Source organism: Kineococcus sp. TRM81007, assembly GCF_022669155.1.
In the GTDB taxonomy this organism is placed as follows: domain Bacteria; phylum Actinomycetota; class Actinomycetes; order Actinomycetales; family Kineococcaceae; genus Kineococcus.
Genome location: NZ_JALBVB010000042.1, coordinates 1 through 14,151, shown reverse-complemented (window position 1 = coordinate 14,151; position 14,151 = coordinate 1). Strand labels below are relative to the sequence as shown.

12 protein-coding genes and 1 pseudogene are annotated in these 14,151 nt (G+C 75.4%); 10 read left to right on the top strand and 3 right to left on the bottom strand.

All coding sequences use genetic code 11. From position 1 onward, the window contains the following. The 10 genes from MN205_RS06855 to MN205_RS06810 form a co-directional block, all read left to right on the top strand. Positions 1-2,014: glycosyltransferase (locus MN205_RS06855; protein ID WP_242125615.1), on the top strand; the 2,014-nt coding region annotated here is incomplete at its 5' end. A gap of 13 nt (positions 2,015-2,027) precedes the next feature. Beyond that, positions 2,028-3,248: a UDP-galactopyranose mutase gene (glf, locus tag MN205_RS06850; protein WP_242125613.1), complete on the top strand. Its 1,221-nt coding sequence runs from the start codon at positions 2,028-2,030 to the stop codon at positions 3,246-3,248. Beyond that, positions 3,245-5,275 (top strand): glycosyltransferase, encoded by a 2,031-nt coding sequence (locus MN205_RS06845; RefSeq protein WP_242125611.1) that lies wholly within the window; start codon positions 3,245-3,247, stop codon positions 5,273-5,275. Before glf ends, MN205_RS06845 begins: the two co-directional genes overlap by 4 nt. Positions 5,276-5,280: 5 nt before the next feature. Then, a complete protein-coding gene (locus MN205_RS06840; protein WP_242125609.1) occupies positions 5,281-6,174 on the top strand; it encodes an ABC transporter permease in 894 nt (297 codons plus the stop codon). Then, positions 6,174-7,028 (top strand): ABC transporter ATP-binding protein, encoded by an 855-nt coding sequence (locus MN205_RS06835; protein WP_242125607.1) that lies wholly within the window; start codon positions 6,174-6,176, stop codon positions 7,026-7,028. Before MN205_RS06840 ends, MN205_RS06835 begins: the two co-directional genes overlap by 1 nt. Further along, positions 6,985-8,622, top strand: a complete 1,638-nt coding sequence (locus tag MN205_RS06830) for a hypothetical protein (RefSeq protein ID WP_242125605.1) — start codon at positions 6,985-6,987, stop codon at positions 8,620-8,622. The genes MN205_RS06835 and MN205_RS06830 overlap by 44 nt, the downstream gene beginning before the upstream one ends. Positions 8,623-8,693: 71 nt before the next feature. After that, the gene (locus tag MN205_RS06825) at positions 8,694-9,212 is read left to right on the top strand and encodes a phosphatase PAP2 family protein (protein WP_255818288.1); all 519 of its coding nucleotides are present in this window, start codon (positions 8,694-8,696) and stop codon (positions 9,210-9,212) included. After that, positions 9,209-10,132, top strand: coding sequence for a decaprenyl-phosphate phosphoribosyltransferase (locus MN205_RS06820; protein ID WP_242125601.1), 924 nt, complete (start codon positions 9,209-9,211; stop codon positions 10,130-10,132). Before MN205_RS06825 ends, MN205_RS06820 begins: the two co-directional genes overlap by 4 nt. Then, a complete protein-coding gene (locus MN205_RS06815) occupies positions 10,129-10,599 on the top strand; it encodes a GtrA family protein (protein ID WP_242125599.1) in 471 nt (156 codons plus the stop codon). Before MN205_RS06820 ends, MN205_RS06815 begins: the two co-directional genes overlap by 4 nt. Continuing rightward, a complete protein-coding gene (locus MN205_RS06810; protein ID WP_242125597.1) occupies positions 10,596-11,786 on the top strand; it encodes a glycosyltransferase family 87 protein in 1,191 nt (396 codons plus the stop codon). Before MN205_RS06815 ends, MN205_RS06810 begins: the two co-directional genes overlap by 4 nt. Here MN205_RS06810 and MN205_RS22310 read toward each other — a convergent pair. From MN205_RS22310 to MN205_RS06790, 3 genes and pseudogenes are all read right to left on the bottom strand, one after another. Then, a pseudogene (locus MN205_RS22310) lies at positions 11,671-13,318 on the bottom strand (ABC-F family ATP-binding cassette domain-containing protein). The gene MN205_RS06810 and the pseudogene MN205_RS22310 sit on opposite strands and share 116 nt — an antisense overlap. A gap of 287 nt (positions 13,319-13,605) precedes the next feature. Further along, on the bottom strand, positions 13,606-13,830 hold the full coding sequence (locus MN205_RS06795) for a hypothetical protein (RefSeq protein ID WP_242125591.1): 225 nt from the start codon (positions 13,828-13,830) through the stop codon (positions 13,606-13,608). A gap of 71 nt (positions 13,831-13,901) precedes the next feature. Continuing rightward, positions 13,902-14,151: LGFP repeat-containing protein (locus MN205_RS06790; RefSeq protein ID WP_374115863.1), on the bottom strand; the 250-nt coding region annotated here is incomplete at its 5' end.

Sequence of the window (14,151 nt, the reverse complement as noted above, 5' to 3'; positions counted from 1 at the left end):
CACCGCGGGGTGGTGGCGGGCCTGGCAGGGTGTCCGGGTGCAGAACCCGCCCGGACCGTCCGAGACCCCCGAGCAGCCGCGCTACGGGCAGCCGCGCCCCGGCGACCCGCGCGTCGTCGCCGTCGTCGTCGCGCACGAGCGCCGCGAGCTGCTGCTCGAGGCCCTGGACGCCCTCGCCGCGCAGGAGCGGCGACCGGACGCGCTGGTCGTGGTGGACAACGCCTCCACCGACGGCAGCCCCGCCGCCGTGCGCGAGTGGGCCGCCGCGAACCCGCGGCTCCCGGTGGACCTGGTGGCGCTGGAGCGCAACACCGGCGGGGCGGGCGGCTTCGCCGCGGGCCTGGCCAGGGCGCTGCGCCGGCACGAGCCGGACCTGCTGTGGCTGATGGACGACGACACCGTCCCGCGCCCCACCGCGCTCGCGGAGGCCCTGGCCGCCCGCGCCGCGCTGGACGGCCCCGCCGGGCCGCCGGCCGTCGTCGCCAGCGCCGTCGTGTGGGGCGACGGGCGCGCGCACCCCATGAACACGCCCCGGCCCCGCCCGCGCCCCGCGCACGGGGAGCGCGAGGCCGCCGCCGTGGCCGGCTGCGTGCCGATCCGCTCGGCGTCCTTCGTGGCGATGCTCGTCGACGCCGCCGCCGTGCGCGCCGACGGGCTGCCGCAGGCGGGCTACTTCCTGTGGAACGACGACTTCGAGTTCAGCACCCGCCTGCTGCGGCACCGCCGCGGCGTCTTCGCCCCGGCCAGCGTCGTCGAGCACCGCACGCGCGTCTTCGGCGGCACGGACGCGGACCCGGGGGAGCGGTTCGTGTGGGAGGTGCGCAACAAGGTGTGGCTGTTCACCCGCGACCGCACCCTGGACGCGCGCGACGGCGCCCTGTACGGCGGGGCGACGCTGCGGCGCTGGGTGCGCACGGTGGCGCGCTCGCAGCGGCGCGGCCTGCTGCTGCGCGGCCTGGCGGACGGCCTGGCGCAGGGGCTGGGCGGGCCCCCGCCGCCCACCGCGCAGGTCCTGGCCGGGCTGGGGGAGGTCTCGCGGGACGTGCTGGCCGTCGAGGCGGCCGCCGGCCGGCCGCTGGGCACGGCCGCCGCCGCCCTGCCGGTGCCGCAGGCGCAGCCGGGCGCCGGCGGGCTGCCGCCGTTCTCGGTGCTGCTGCCGGTGTGGGCGGGCGACGACCCCGCGCAGGCGCGCCGCGCGGTGCGCAGCGTCACCGTCGAGCAGGAGCTGCGCCCGGCCGAGGTGGTGCTGGTGCGCGACGGGCCGGTGCCGCCGCCGCTGGCCGCGCTGCTGGCGGAGCTGGCCGCCCCCGGTGCGCCCGACGCCGGCGGGGTGCCGGTGCGGCTGGTGCCGCTGGCGCGCAACGTCGGCCTGGCCCGCGCGCTGGAGGCCGGTCTGGTGGCGTGCGCGCACGACGTGGTGGCCCGCATGGACGCCGACGACGTCAGCCTGCCGCAGCGCTTCGCCCGCCAGCTGCCGCTGGTGGCCGCGGGCGCGGACCTGGTCGGCTCGGGGCTGCTGGAGATCGGTGAGGACGAGCACGACGTGGTGGGCCGGCGCACCCCGCCGGTGGGGGCGGGGCGCATCGCCTCCTACGCCCGCTTCCACGACCCGTTCAACCACCCCACGGTGGTGTACCGGCGCTCGGCGGTCGCGGCGGCCGGCGGCTACCGGGACCTGCCGCTCATGGAGGACTACTGGCTGTTCGCCCGGATGATCGCCGCCGGGGTGCGCGTGGAGAACCTGCCGGAGCCCCTGGTGCTGTACCGGGTGGGCCCGGCGGCCGGGGGCGGGGCGTACGCGCGGCGCGGCGGGGTGCGGCTGTGGCGCTCCGAGGTGCTGCTGCAGGCGCACCTCCTCCGGGAGGGCTTCACGAGCCCTGCGCAGGCCCTGCGCAACGTCGCCGTGCGCGGCGGCTACCGGTTCGTGCCGCTGCCGGTGCGGCGGGCGCTGTACCGGCGCTTCATCGCGGCGCGGGGCGCGGCGTCGTCCGTCCCGGGCGCCTCGGACGGCTAGTCTGTCGGGCACCATGCCTACGAACAGCGCCTCCAACGGAGCGTCGGCGGACCTCGTCGTCGTCGGGTCCGGCTTCTTCGGTCTCACCGTGGCCCGGCAGTGCGCCGAGGACCTCGGGCTGAAGGTCCTCGTGATCGACCGCCGCTCCCACATCGGGGGCAACGCGTACTCCGAGGCCGAGCCCCGCACCGGCATCGAGGTGCACCGCTACGGCGCGCACCTGTTCCACACGTCGAACGAGCGCGTGTGGGAGTACTGCAACCGCTTCACGCGGTTCACGAACTACGTCCACCGCGTGTTCACGAACTACCGCGGTGAGGTCTACCCGATGCCGGTGAGCCTCGCGACGATCAACCAGTACTTCCGCAAGGCCCTCTCGCCGGCCGAGGCGCGCGCGCTGGTGGCCGAGCAGGCGGGGGAGATCGACACCGCCACCGCGAGCAACTTCGAGGACAAGGCGATCTCCCTGATCGGCCGCCCGCTGTACGAGGCGTTCTTCCGCGGGTACACCGCCAAGCAGTGGCAGACCGACCCGCGCGAGCTGCCCGGGGCCACGGTCACCCGCCTGCCGGTGCGCTACACGTACGACAACCGCTACTTCAACGACACCCACGAGGGCCTGCCCGTCGACGGGTACACCGCGTGGCTGGAGCGGATGGCGGACCACCCGAACATCGAGGTCCGCCTGGGCACCGACTTCTTCGCACCCGGCGACGTCTCCAAGGACGCGGTCGTCGGCCAGGTGCCGGTCGTCTACACCGGCCCGGTCGACGAGTACTTCGGCCACGCCGAGGGCGAGCTGACCTGGCGCACCCTGGACTTCGAGCAGGAGGTCCTGGAGGTCGGCGACTTCCAGGGCACCCCGGTGATGAACTACGCCGACGAGGACGTGCCGTACACCCGGATCCACGAGTTCCGGCACTTCCACCCCGAGCGCGCCTACCCGGAGGACGCCACCGTGATCATGCGGGAGTTCTCGCGGTTCGCGCAGCGCGGCGACGAGCCGTACTACCCGGTGAACACCGCCGCCGACCGCGAGCGCCTGCTGGCCTACCGCGACCTGGCGAAGGGCGAGACCGGCGTGCTGTTCGGCGGCCGCCTGGGCACCTACAAGTACCTCGACATGCACATGGCGATCGGCGCGGCGCTGTCGACGGTGGACAACAAGCTGGCGCCGCACTTCCGCTCCGGCGGAGCGGTCGGCTCCCTGACGAGCGGTGGGGTGGACGCATGAGCCTGGACGTCTCGCAGGAGCGGGCCGGCACGAGCGGGTCGACGGCCCTGGCCCCCGACGACGGCCGCTGGCGCGAGGTGCACCGGGTGGTGTTCCCCTCCGGCGCCGACGTGGACGTGCTGCCGCTGTACGTGGACTTCGCCCAGTCCGAGGGGTACTCGGACGCCGACGGCGAGTCGGTGCAGTTCGTCAGCACCGGTGCGGAGGTCCACGACACCGAGGCCGCCGGCACGCGCCGCAGCCTGAAGGTCCCCGAGGGCCGCCGCTACTCGCTGGGCACGTACTTCAACGCCTTCCCCGCCAGCTACTGGCGGCGCTGGACCCGCGCGGAGTCCGTGCGCTTCGACGGTTCCTTCGAGGGTCGCGGCACCGTCGTGGTCTACAAGTCGAACGCGCGCGGGCAGCGCCAGCGCGTCACGAGCTGGCACGTGGACGGCACCGCGCAGCTGCGCGAGGAGCTGACGCTCGCGCCGTTCGCCGACGGCGGCTGGTACTGGGTCGACCTCGTCGGCGGGGCCGAGGGGCTGCGCCTGGTGGAGGCGTCCTGGAGCGCGCCGGTCGCCGACGTCGCCCCCGGCCGCGCCACCATCGGCATCACCACCCTGAACCGCCCCGACTTCCTCGTGCGGCTGCTGGACGCGCTCGGCGCGGACGAGTCGGCGCTGGCGGTCCTCGACGAGATCATCGTCGTGGACCAGGGCACCCAGAAGGTGCGCGACCAACCCGGTTACGACGAGGCCGCCGCCGTGCTGGGCGACAAGCTGCGCCTGATCGAGCAGGCGAACCTGGGCGGCTCGGGCGGTTTCGCCCGCAGCATGTTCGAGACGGTGCGCGCCGACCGCAGCCGCTACGTGCTGCTGATGGACGACGACATCGAGATCGAACCGGAGGGCATCGTCCGGGCGGTGCAGTTCGGCGACGCCTGCCGGCGTCCGACGATCGTCGGCGGCCACATGTTCGACCTGTACGAGCGCTCGGTGCTGCACGCGCTGGGCGAGCAGGTGAACCTCTACCGGTTCTTCTGGGGCCCGGCGCGCGGGCTGCACGCCGACCACAACCTGGCCGCCTCGAACCTGCGCCAGACCCCGTTCATGCACCGGCGCGTCGACGTGGACTACAACGGCTGGTGGATGTGCCTGATCCCCACCGAGGTGGTGCGCGAGGTCGGCCTGTCGCTGCCCGTCTTCATCAAGTGGGACGACGCCGAGTACAGCCTGCGCGCCGCGGAGGCCGGTTACTCGACGGTGTCGCTGCCGGGGGCGTGCGTGTGGCACGTGTCGTGGACCGACAAGGACGACACGATCGACTGGCAGGCGTACTACCACCAGCGCAACCGCTTCCTGGCGGCGATGCTGCACTCGCCGTACGAGCGCGGCGGCCGGTTGCTGCGCGAGGCCCTCAACGGCGACGTCAAGCACCTGATCTCCATGCAGTACTACGCGCAGGCCCTGCGCAACCGCGGTCTGCGCGACCTGCTGGAGGGCCCCGAGCACCTGCACCGCACCCTGGGCAGCACGCTGGGCGAGGTGCGGGCGCAGCGCGCCGACTTCCCCGACGCGAACGTGTCCACCGAGCCGGACGCCTTCCCGCGCCCGCGCCGCGGCAAGCCGCCGCACAAGGGCAGGGAGCCGAAGGCGCCCAACCGGCTCACGCTGCTGCCGTGGGCGGGCAAGACGGTGCTGCGCCAGCTGCTGCCGACCGGCGGCGAGACCGACGAGCGCCCGCAGGTGACGCTGCCGGCCGCCGAGGCGAAGTGGTGGGAGCTGTCGCTGTACGACAGCGCCGTGGTGTCGATGGCCGACGGCAAGGGCACGGCCTGGTACCGCCGCGACCCGCAGCGCTTCCGCGCGCTGCTGGCCGAGGCCGTGGACCTGCACCGCCGCGTGTTCACCGACTGGGCGCGGTTGCGCGAGGAGTACAAGCGGGCGCTGCCCGAGGTGACCTCGATGCAGGCCTGGGCGAGGACGTTCGGCATCGACCTCGACGCGGAGCCCGCCCGCCCGGGCTCGCACCAGCCGGAGGGCTGACGGCCGTGGCCGCCGCGTCCACCACCGGTGCGGCGAGCCCGTCCGCGCCCCCGCTCGTCGCGCCGGGGCACGGCCGCGGCCTCGCCGACGTCCTGCGCTACCGCTTCCTGCTGAAGCTGCTGGTGCGCAAGGAGATGCGCGTGCGCTACCGCGGCTCCGTCATGGGGCTGCTGTGGAGCTACGTCAAGCCCGGTGTGCAGTTCGCCGTGTTCTGGGTCGCGATGGGCTGGTTCCTGCGCCTCAACGACACCCTGGAGAACTTCGCGATCTACCTGTTCTCCGGCGTGGTCGTCATCAACTTCTACTCCGAGGCCTTCGGCAACGCGACGCGCTCGGTGGTGGGCAACGCCCCGCTCATCAAGAAGATCTTCCTGCCGCGCGAGCTGTTCGCCGTCAGCTCCGGCTGGGTGGCGGCGGTGCACTTCCTGCCGCAGCTGGTGATCCTGCTGGTGGCGTGCCTGGCGGTGGGCTGGCGGCCCTCGGTGTGGCAGCTGGCCGGCGGGGTCCTCGGCTTCGTGATCGTCGGCGTCCTGGCGATCGGGCTGGGCCTGCTGTTCGGGGCGGTCAACGTGCTGTACCGGGACTTCGAGAACATCGTGGACCTCATGCTCATGGTCGCCACCTGGGCCTCCCCGGTGCTCTACGACTGGCAGCGCGTGGCGGCCGTGGTGGGTGGTCCCGACTCGCTCGGCATGACGCTGTACCAGCTGAACCCGATCACCGCCGCGGTGGAGCTGTTCCACTGGTGCTTCTGGTACCCCACCACCGCCGGGGAGTCCCCGCTGCCGCCGCACCTGCTGGGGACCGGCCTGCTGGGGCTGGCCGTGGCCCTCGCGCTGCTCGCGATCGGCCAGGCGGTGTTCCGCCGCATCGAGGGCCGCTTCGCGCAGGAGCTGTGATGACCGTGACCACGACCCCCACCACCGCCACCGGCGGCACCCTCAGCGCCATCGAGGTCGACGGCCTCGTCAAGGACTTCACGCTGCGGCACAACCGGTCGCTGAAGGAGCTGGCGATGGCGAAGCTGCGCCGCCGGCCGGTCGCCGACACCTTCCGCGCCCTCGACGGCGTGGACCTGCACGTGCGCCAGGGGGAGTCCCTGGCGCTGCTGGGCTTCAACGGCTCGGGCAAGTCCACGCTGCTGAAGCTGATCTCCGGCGTGATGCTGCCCGACGCCGGCCGCGTCGGCGTGCGCGGGCGCATCGCCGGGCTCATCGAGGTCGGCGCCGGGTTCCACCCGGACCTGACCGGCCGCGAGAACGTCTTCCTCAACGGCGCGATCCTGGGGATGGACGAGGCCACGATCCGCGCCCGCTTCGACGACATCGTCGCCTTCTCGGAGATCGAGCGGTTCATCGACACCGAGGTGAAGTTCTACTCCTCCGGGATGTTCCTGCGGCTGGCGTTCGCCGTCGCGGTGCACACCGACCCGGAGGTCTTCCTCATCGACGAGATCCTGTCCGTGGGCGACGAGCCGTTCCAGCGCAAGTGCCTGGCGCGCGTGGAGGAGCTGCGCGCCGAGGGCCGCACGCTCGTCATCGTCAGCCACGACCTGGACATGGTGTCGCGCTTGTGCACCCGCGGGGTGCTGCTGGAAGGTGGCCGCATCGTCGCCGACGACACCGCGCTGCGGGTCGTGGCGCGGATGCGCGGGCAGGACCCCGACGAGGCCGAGCGCGAGCACGCGCGGCGGCAGGAGCGCGAGGCGGGTGCGGGCGCACCCCCCCACGACGACGAAGGGCCGCGGGACTGACGTGGTGACGAAGGAGATCGACTCGACGGCGACCGCGCGGCGCGCACCCGCCCGGCTGGGCTGGCTGCCGCTGCTGGGCGTCGGTGCGCTGGCGGTGGTGACGTTCCTGCTGCTGCGCACCGCCCTCGTCGACGACGCGTACATCACCCTCGCCTACGCCCGCAACGTCGCCTTCCACGGCACGTGGGGGCTGCTGTCGGACATCACCTCGAACACGGCGACCTCCCCGCTGTGGGTGATCGTGCTGTCGGTCGTCACGTTCGTGGTGCGCGACCCGGTCCTGGCGCTGGGGGTCCTGCACGTGGCGATCGCGGTGGGGCTGGCGGCCTCGCTGCGCTCCAGCGCGCTGCGCACCGGCCTGCCCGGCTGGGTGGGGCCGCTGGCGGCCGCGGCGGTGGGCGTGAACCCGCTGCTGCTGTCGTCGGTGGGGCTGGAGTCCGCGTTCGTGCTCCTGCTGCTCTCGCTGCTGCTGCGCGCCGGCATCGCCGGGCGGGCCGTGCCGTACGGCCTGCTCGCCGGTGCCGTGGTGCTGGCGCGCATGGACGCCGCTGCGGCGGTCGTCGTCACCACCCTGCTGCTGCCGGCGGTGCTGCGCCGCCTGCACGTCGCGGTGGGCGCCTCCCTGCTGGTGGCGCTGCCGTGGCTGGCGTTCAGCTGGGTGTTCCTCGGCTCGGCGCTGCCGGACACGCTGGTGCTGAAGGTCCAGCAGTCCAGCTGGGGGCCGTGGGACGTGCGCAACGGAGCCCTGCTGTACGTGCAGGTGTTCGCCGAGAACGGGGCGCTGGCGTTCCTGCCGGTGCTGCTCGGCGCCCTCGGGTGGCTGGTGCTGGCCGGCTTCGCGCTGCACGGCCGCGGCCGCACCGTCGACGTGGCAGCCGTCGACGCGGCAGCCGCCGACGGCGCGCACCCCGCCGGCCCGGCGCTGCGCCCCGTCCCGTGGCTGGCGCTGGGCGCCGGCGGGGTCGCGCACTACGCGGCCCTCAGCGTGCTGGGCGTGCCGCCGTACCACTGGTACTACTCCATCCTCATCGGCACCACCACGATCGTCGCCGTGGCCGCCGTCGGCGCCTGCTGGGGTCGCGCGGCGGCCTCGCCGCTGCGGCCGGTCGGTTGGGGCGCGCTCGTCGCGGCCGTGGCGGTCGCCGTCGTCAGCGGTGTCGCCGACGCGCGCCACGGCACCCCGTGGCCGATCGCCCCGGTCCAGACGAACTTCGCCACCCCGGCGCAGTACGACCAGATCGCCGAGGACGTCGAGGCGCGCCTGGACGCCGAGGGCGGACCGCGCTACGTCACCTCCCCGGGCGAGATCGGGCACCTGGCCTACGCCTGCGACTGCGTCGTGGACCAGTTCGCCGACCCCGGCCGCATCCAGCCGCAGATCGACGCCGCGCTGGAGAGCGCCTCCGGCCCGGTGCGCGAGCTGCTCGAGCTGAACTACCGCTTCCGCGACGACCCGGAGCCCGTGCCCGTGGCCTACGACCTCTTCCGCTACGACCGCGGCACCGAGCCGCCCGGCTCCACCTGGTGGCCGGTCACCTCCACCTGGGCGATGCCGCTGAGCAGCATCGTCATGCTCCCGGCGGGTCAGCCGTGAGCGGCCCGCAGCAGCCCGGGCGCGAGCAGCCGCCGGCCGTCGCTCCGGAGCCACCGGCCTCCGCCTCCCCGCTGGCCGCCGCGGACCTCGCGGCCCTGCGGTTCGTGCAGCAGCACGTGCCCGGTGACGCCGCGGTGCGCACCGCCACCGTCCTCAGCCACGCCGGCGAGCACGCGGCCGCCTGGATCGGGGTCGGCGCGCTCGGCGCCCTGGTGGACCGCCGCCGCCGCCGCGACTGGGTGGTCGCCACCACGGCCGTCGTCGCCGCCCACGGCGCCAGCGTGGTCCTCAAGCGGGTCGCGCGACGGCACCGCCCCGTCGACCACCGCGTCCACGTGCGCGTGGGGGTGCCCAGCCGCTGGAGCATGCCCAGCTCGCACGCCACCTCCACCACGGCCGCCGCGCTCGCGTTCGCGCCGCTGCTGCCGGTGCCGACGTGGCCGCTCGTGCCGGCCATGGCGCTCTCCCGCCTCGTGCTGGGGGTCCACTACCCCTCGGACGTCGCCGCGGGCACCGCCCTGGGCGCGTTGACGCAGGCGGCCGTGCGCTCGGCCGCCGGCCGGCTCGCCGAGCGCGGGGGGCGGGCGTGAGCGGCGCCCGCGAGGACACCGGCGCCCCGGTGCGCGTGGAGGGCACCTCCTCGCGGCTGCCTGCGTGGCTGCGGGCGATGCGCCCGCACCAGTGGGTCAAGAACGTCCTCGTCCTGGCGCCGGTGTTCCCCGCCGGCCCGCAGGTCGACGGCGGCACCCTCGTCGGCGTCGCCGTCGCCTTCGGGCTGTTCTGCCTGATCTCCAGCTCCATCTACCTGATCAACGACGCCCGCGACGTCGAGGCCGACCGCGCGCACCCGCGCAAGCGGTTCCGGCCCATCGCCGCCGGCGAGCTGGGCGTGCGCACCGCCGTCGTGCTCGCGGTGGTGCTGGCGGCCACCGCCATCACCTGCGGGGTGCTGTGGCAGCCGTCCCTGGGCCTGGTGCTGGGCGTCTACTTCGCCGTGCAGCTGGCGTACTGCTTCGGCCTGAAGCACGAACCGGTGCTGGAGCTGGGGTGCGTGGCCTCCGGGTTCCTGCTGCGCATGCTCGCCGGCGGCACCGCCGGCGGCATCCCGCTGTCGGGCTGGTTCCTGCTCACCGCCGCGTTCGGCTCGCTGTTCATGGCGGCCGGCAAGCGCTACGGCGAGGCCCGGCGCGGGGAGCTGACGGGGGAGTCGGTGCGCCGCGTGGTGCAGAAGTACTCCACCACCTACCTGCGCTTCGTGTGGACGCTGGCCGCCACCATCGCCGTGGCCACCTACGCCCTGTGGGCCGTGGAGGTCCTCGGCCGGCAGAGCGGCGGCAGCCCCGTCGCCGGCGTCTCCCTCGTGCCGTTCGTGCTGGCGGTGCTGCGCTACGCCATCGACGTGGACCGCGGCGCCGCCGAGGAACCCGAGGACATCGCCCTGCACGACCGGGTCCTGCTGGTCCTGGCGGTGCTGTGGGTGGCCTCGCTGCTGCTGGCGGTGTGGCTGTGAGCGCCCAGAGCGGCACCGGGCCCGTCGGTGCGGCGCGCCGCTTCCTGGGCTCCGAGCGCGGCGGGGAGGTGTTCCGCTTCCTCGTCTCCGGAGGGCTGGCGTACCTCGCCGACCTGATCGTGTTCAACGCGCTCATCTTCTCCGGCGCCGGGTCGGCGTGGGCGAAGGTCGTCTCCAGCGTCGTCGCCATCGCCATCGCCTTCCTCGGCAGCCGCTACTACACCTGGCGCGACCGCCGCAGCGAGAACCCGTGGCGGGAGTACGCGATGTTCTTCCTGCTGAGCGTCATCGCCGCCGGCATCCAGCTGCTGTGCCTGGTGATCACCCACTACGGCCTCGGCTGGACCAGCCCGCTGGCCGACAACCTCTCCGGCAACGTCTTCGGGATGGCCCTGGCGATGGTGTTCCGCTTCTTCACCTTCCGCTCCCTGGTGTTCCCCGACCGCTCGGCGGCCGGGCGGCGGTGAGACCGGCGCTGCGGGCCGCCGCGCCCGTCGCGCTGGCCCTGGTGTGGACGGCGCTCGCGCTGCGCACCGGGTGGGGCGCGCAGGCGTGGCAGCCCGGGTACGACCTGGCGGTGTACCGCCACGGCGCCGCCGACCTGCTCGCCGGCGCCGACCCGTACGCGCGGGTCACCGAGCGCGGCCACCACTTCGTCTACCCGCCGCTGGCGGCGGCGCTGTTCACCCCGCTGCTGCTGGTGCCGCCGGGGACGGGCCTGCTGCTGTGGCGGGTGCTGCTCGTGGCGGCCGCCCTGGTGCTCGCGGTCCTCGCCCTGCGGGCCGTGCGGGCACCGGCCGCCGCCGTCGGCTGGGGCGGTGCGGCGCTGCTGGTCGCCGACCCGTTCCGCGAAGCGCTCGTGCTGGGGCAGATCAGCCCCCTCGTGGTGGCCGCCCTCGTCCTGGGCTGCCTGGCCGGTGGCCGCGGCGGGGCGGTGCTCGCGGCGCTGGCGGGTGCGGTGAAGGTGACCCCGGCACTGGTCGTGGCCGCCGCTGCGGCTCCGGCGGCGCGCCGCTTCGCCGTGCGGGTGGCCGTGGCCGGGGTGGTGCTCACCCTCGCGGGAGCGCTGGTGGCCCCGGCGTCGTGGCGCTCCTTCTTCACCGACCTGCTGTGGGACTCCTCGCGGGTGGCACCGCCGGGCACCATCTCGAACAACTCCCTGGCCGGGGCGTTCACGCACGCCGGGCTGGGCGACGCGGTCGCCGCCCCGCTGGCGCTCGCGGGTGCGGTGCCGCTGCTGGTGCTCGTGCTGGTGGCCGCGCGCCGCACCGCGTGGGGCGAGCCGGCCGCACGGCTGCGATTCGGCCTGCTCGTCAGCATCGTCACCTGCCTGGTGTCGCCGGTGACGTGGAGCCACCACGCGCTCGCTGCGCCGCTGGCGGCGGTGGTCGTGGCGGTGGCCGCGCCCGCGCGGGTGCGCGTCGTCGCCCTGGTGGCGCTCGCGCCGTGGCTGCTGCCGGTGCTGCAGGCCGCCGCGGACCTCGGCGGTGCGGGCGGTGCGCTGCTGGCGCTGACCCGGCCGGCCTCGCTGCTGGTGCTCACCGCCCTGCTGCTGCCGCGGGCTCCTCGGCGAGCGCGGGCCGTGCGGGTCGCGGCGGCTCCAGGTGCAGGCACCGCCCCCTCCAGCCTGCCCGGAACCGCCGGTCGTGGCTGACGACGACGACCGCGCCGCCGAACGAGGCGATCGCCCGCTCGAGGTCCTCCACGAGCTGCGGGGCGAGGTGGTTGGTCGGCTCGTCCAGCAGCAGCACGTCGTGCGGGTCGGCCAGCAGCCGTGCCAGGTCCAGGCGGCGGCGGCCCCCGGTGGACAGCCGGGCCACCGGCACGCCCAGCTGGTCGCGGGCGAACAACCCGAGCGTCAGCAACCGGTGCACGTGCTCGTCCGCGCTGCCGCGCCGGCCGGCGGCGAAGGCGCGCAGCACGTCCTGCCCCGGCACGGGGGCGGGCGGGTCCTGCGGGAGCAGGCCCGCGCGGGCGCGGCCGCGCACCCCGCCGGTGTCCGGGCGCAGCGCCCCGGCCAGCACCGCCAGGAGCGTCGACTTCCCGCTGCCGTTGGCGCCGGTGACGAGCAGGCGGGTGCCCGCCTCCAGGTGCAGGTCGGTGCGGGCCAGGCGCCCGGCGACCGAGACGCCCTCGGCGACCAGGTGCGCACCTGAGCGCGCGTGCAGGCCGGCGGGGGCGGTGAACCGCAGCGGTGCCGGCGGCAGCGGGACCTCCGCCGCCTCCAGGCGCCGCAGCCGCTCGCCGTTGGCGCGCACCCGCGCCGCCAGGGACTCCTGCACCCGCCCGCCCTTGAAGTCGTACTGCATCTTGTCGCCGTCGCGCGGTGGACGGTTCGGGGCCACCCGGCGGGCGACCGCGTCACCGGTGGTGCGCAGCCGCCGCACCTCCTCCTCCCACGCGGCGCGCTCCTGCTCGGCGCGGGCGCGCTCGGCGGCCTTCGCGGCGCGGTAGGCGTCGTAGCCGCCGGGGTAGCGGGCCGCGCGGCCGGCGTCGACCTCGATGAGCTCGGCGGCCGTGCGGTCCAGGAACTCCCGGTCGTGGCTGACGACGACGGTGGTGCCGCGCCGGGAACGCAGGTGATGCTCCAGCCAGCCAGCCGGCGGCGGTGTCGTCGAGGTGGTTCGTCGGCTCGTCCAGCAGCAGCACCTCCGCGTCGGCGGCCAGCAGCGCCGCCAGGTGCAGCCGGGAGCGCTGCCCGCCGGACAGCTCGCCGAGGCGGCGCCCGCGCGGCAGCCCGGCCAGGCCCAGGCCGGCGAGGGCGCGTTCGACGCGGGCGTCGGCGGAGAACCCGTCGCGCAGCTCGAACGCGGTGCTCACCTCGCCGTACTCGGCCAGCAGGGCGTCCAGGGGGTGCTGCCCGCCGTCGGCGTGGGCCATCGCCGCTTCCAGCTCGTGCAGGCGGCGCTCGAGCCGGCGCACGTCGGCCAGCGCCTCGTCGACGACGCGCTGCACCGTCCACGCCGGCGGGGCGGCGGGCTCCTGCGGCAGGTGCGCCAGGCCCGCGCTCGCCACCGCGACGACGCGCCCGGTGTCGGGTTCCTCCACGCCCGCGAGCAGCCGCAGCAGCGTGGACTTGCCGCAACCGTTCTCGCCGATCACCCCGGTGACCGCACCGGGGGTGATCGAGGCGGTGAGGTGGTCCAGGACGACGCGGTGGTCGTAGGTCTTCGTCACCTCCCGCAGCGCGAGCGAGGTGGTGGTGCCCGTCGTCGTCCTGGTGGACGCGCTGGCGGACGCGGCGGGGCGGGGGGTCGAGGGGGTGAGGGGGTTCGTCGGCACGGGGGCTCCTGGTGACGTGGTCGCTCGGGACCGCGCGCGGCGAGCGCGGGCCCGTGGGTGCGGGGCACGTCAGATGAGCACCCGGGGCCTCCTCGGGTCGGCGGCAGGACACGACGACGGTGCCCCGCGAACCCCGGGCACGGCAACGGCTTTTCCCGTCCGGGGACGAGCCCCGCCCGCTCGCGGCGGTCCTAGAACCCGCCGCCGCCCGGGCGCATCCAGGCGTTGGTGCCCATGGCGCGCAGCGCCGCCGCGGAGCCGTCGGCCTCCGGGTCCCGGCCCGCGCGCAGGGTGTCGTCGCGGACGGTGGACCGCTGCCGCCCGCGACGGCGCAGCGCCCGCACCGCCGTGGTGGTCAGGACCACGACGAACAGCGCGAGCAGCCCACCCACCAGCACCAGGTCCGCGGTCGCCACGGGTCCAGCATGCGGCCCACCGGGCGCGGGCACCAGCCCTGGTGCCCGCGCCCGGCGGCCGGCGGCCGGGGTCAGCGGCGCACGGTCGAGGAGCCGTCCGCGCGCACCACGAGGGTGCCGCCCTGGAAGTCCTGCTCCACGGCGTCCCCGGCGGTGCGCTGCGCACCGGTGGGGAACCCGAGGGCCCCGGCCTCCCAGCCGCGCGCGGCCCACGCGTCGCGGACCGCGCCGCGCACCGCGTGCGCGCCGGTGGTGCTCGACCAGTAGATCGAGCCGTTCTGGAAGTGGTTGTAGGCGCCGCGCCCGTCCGGGGTGCGGGTC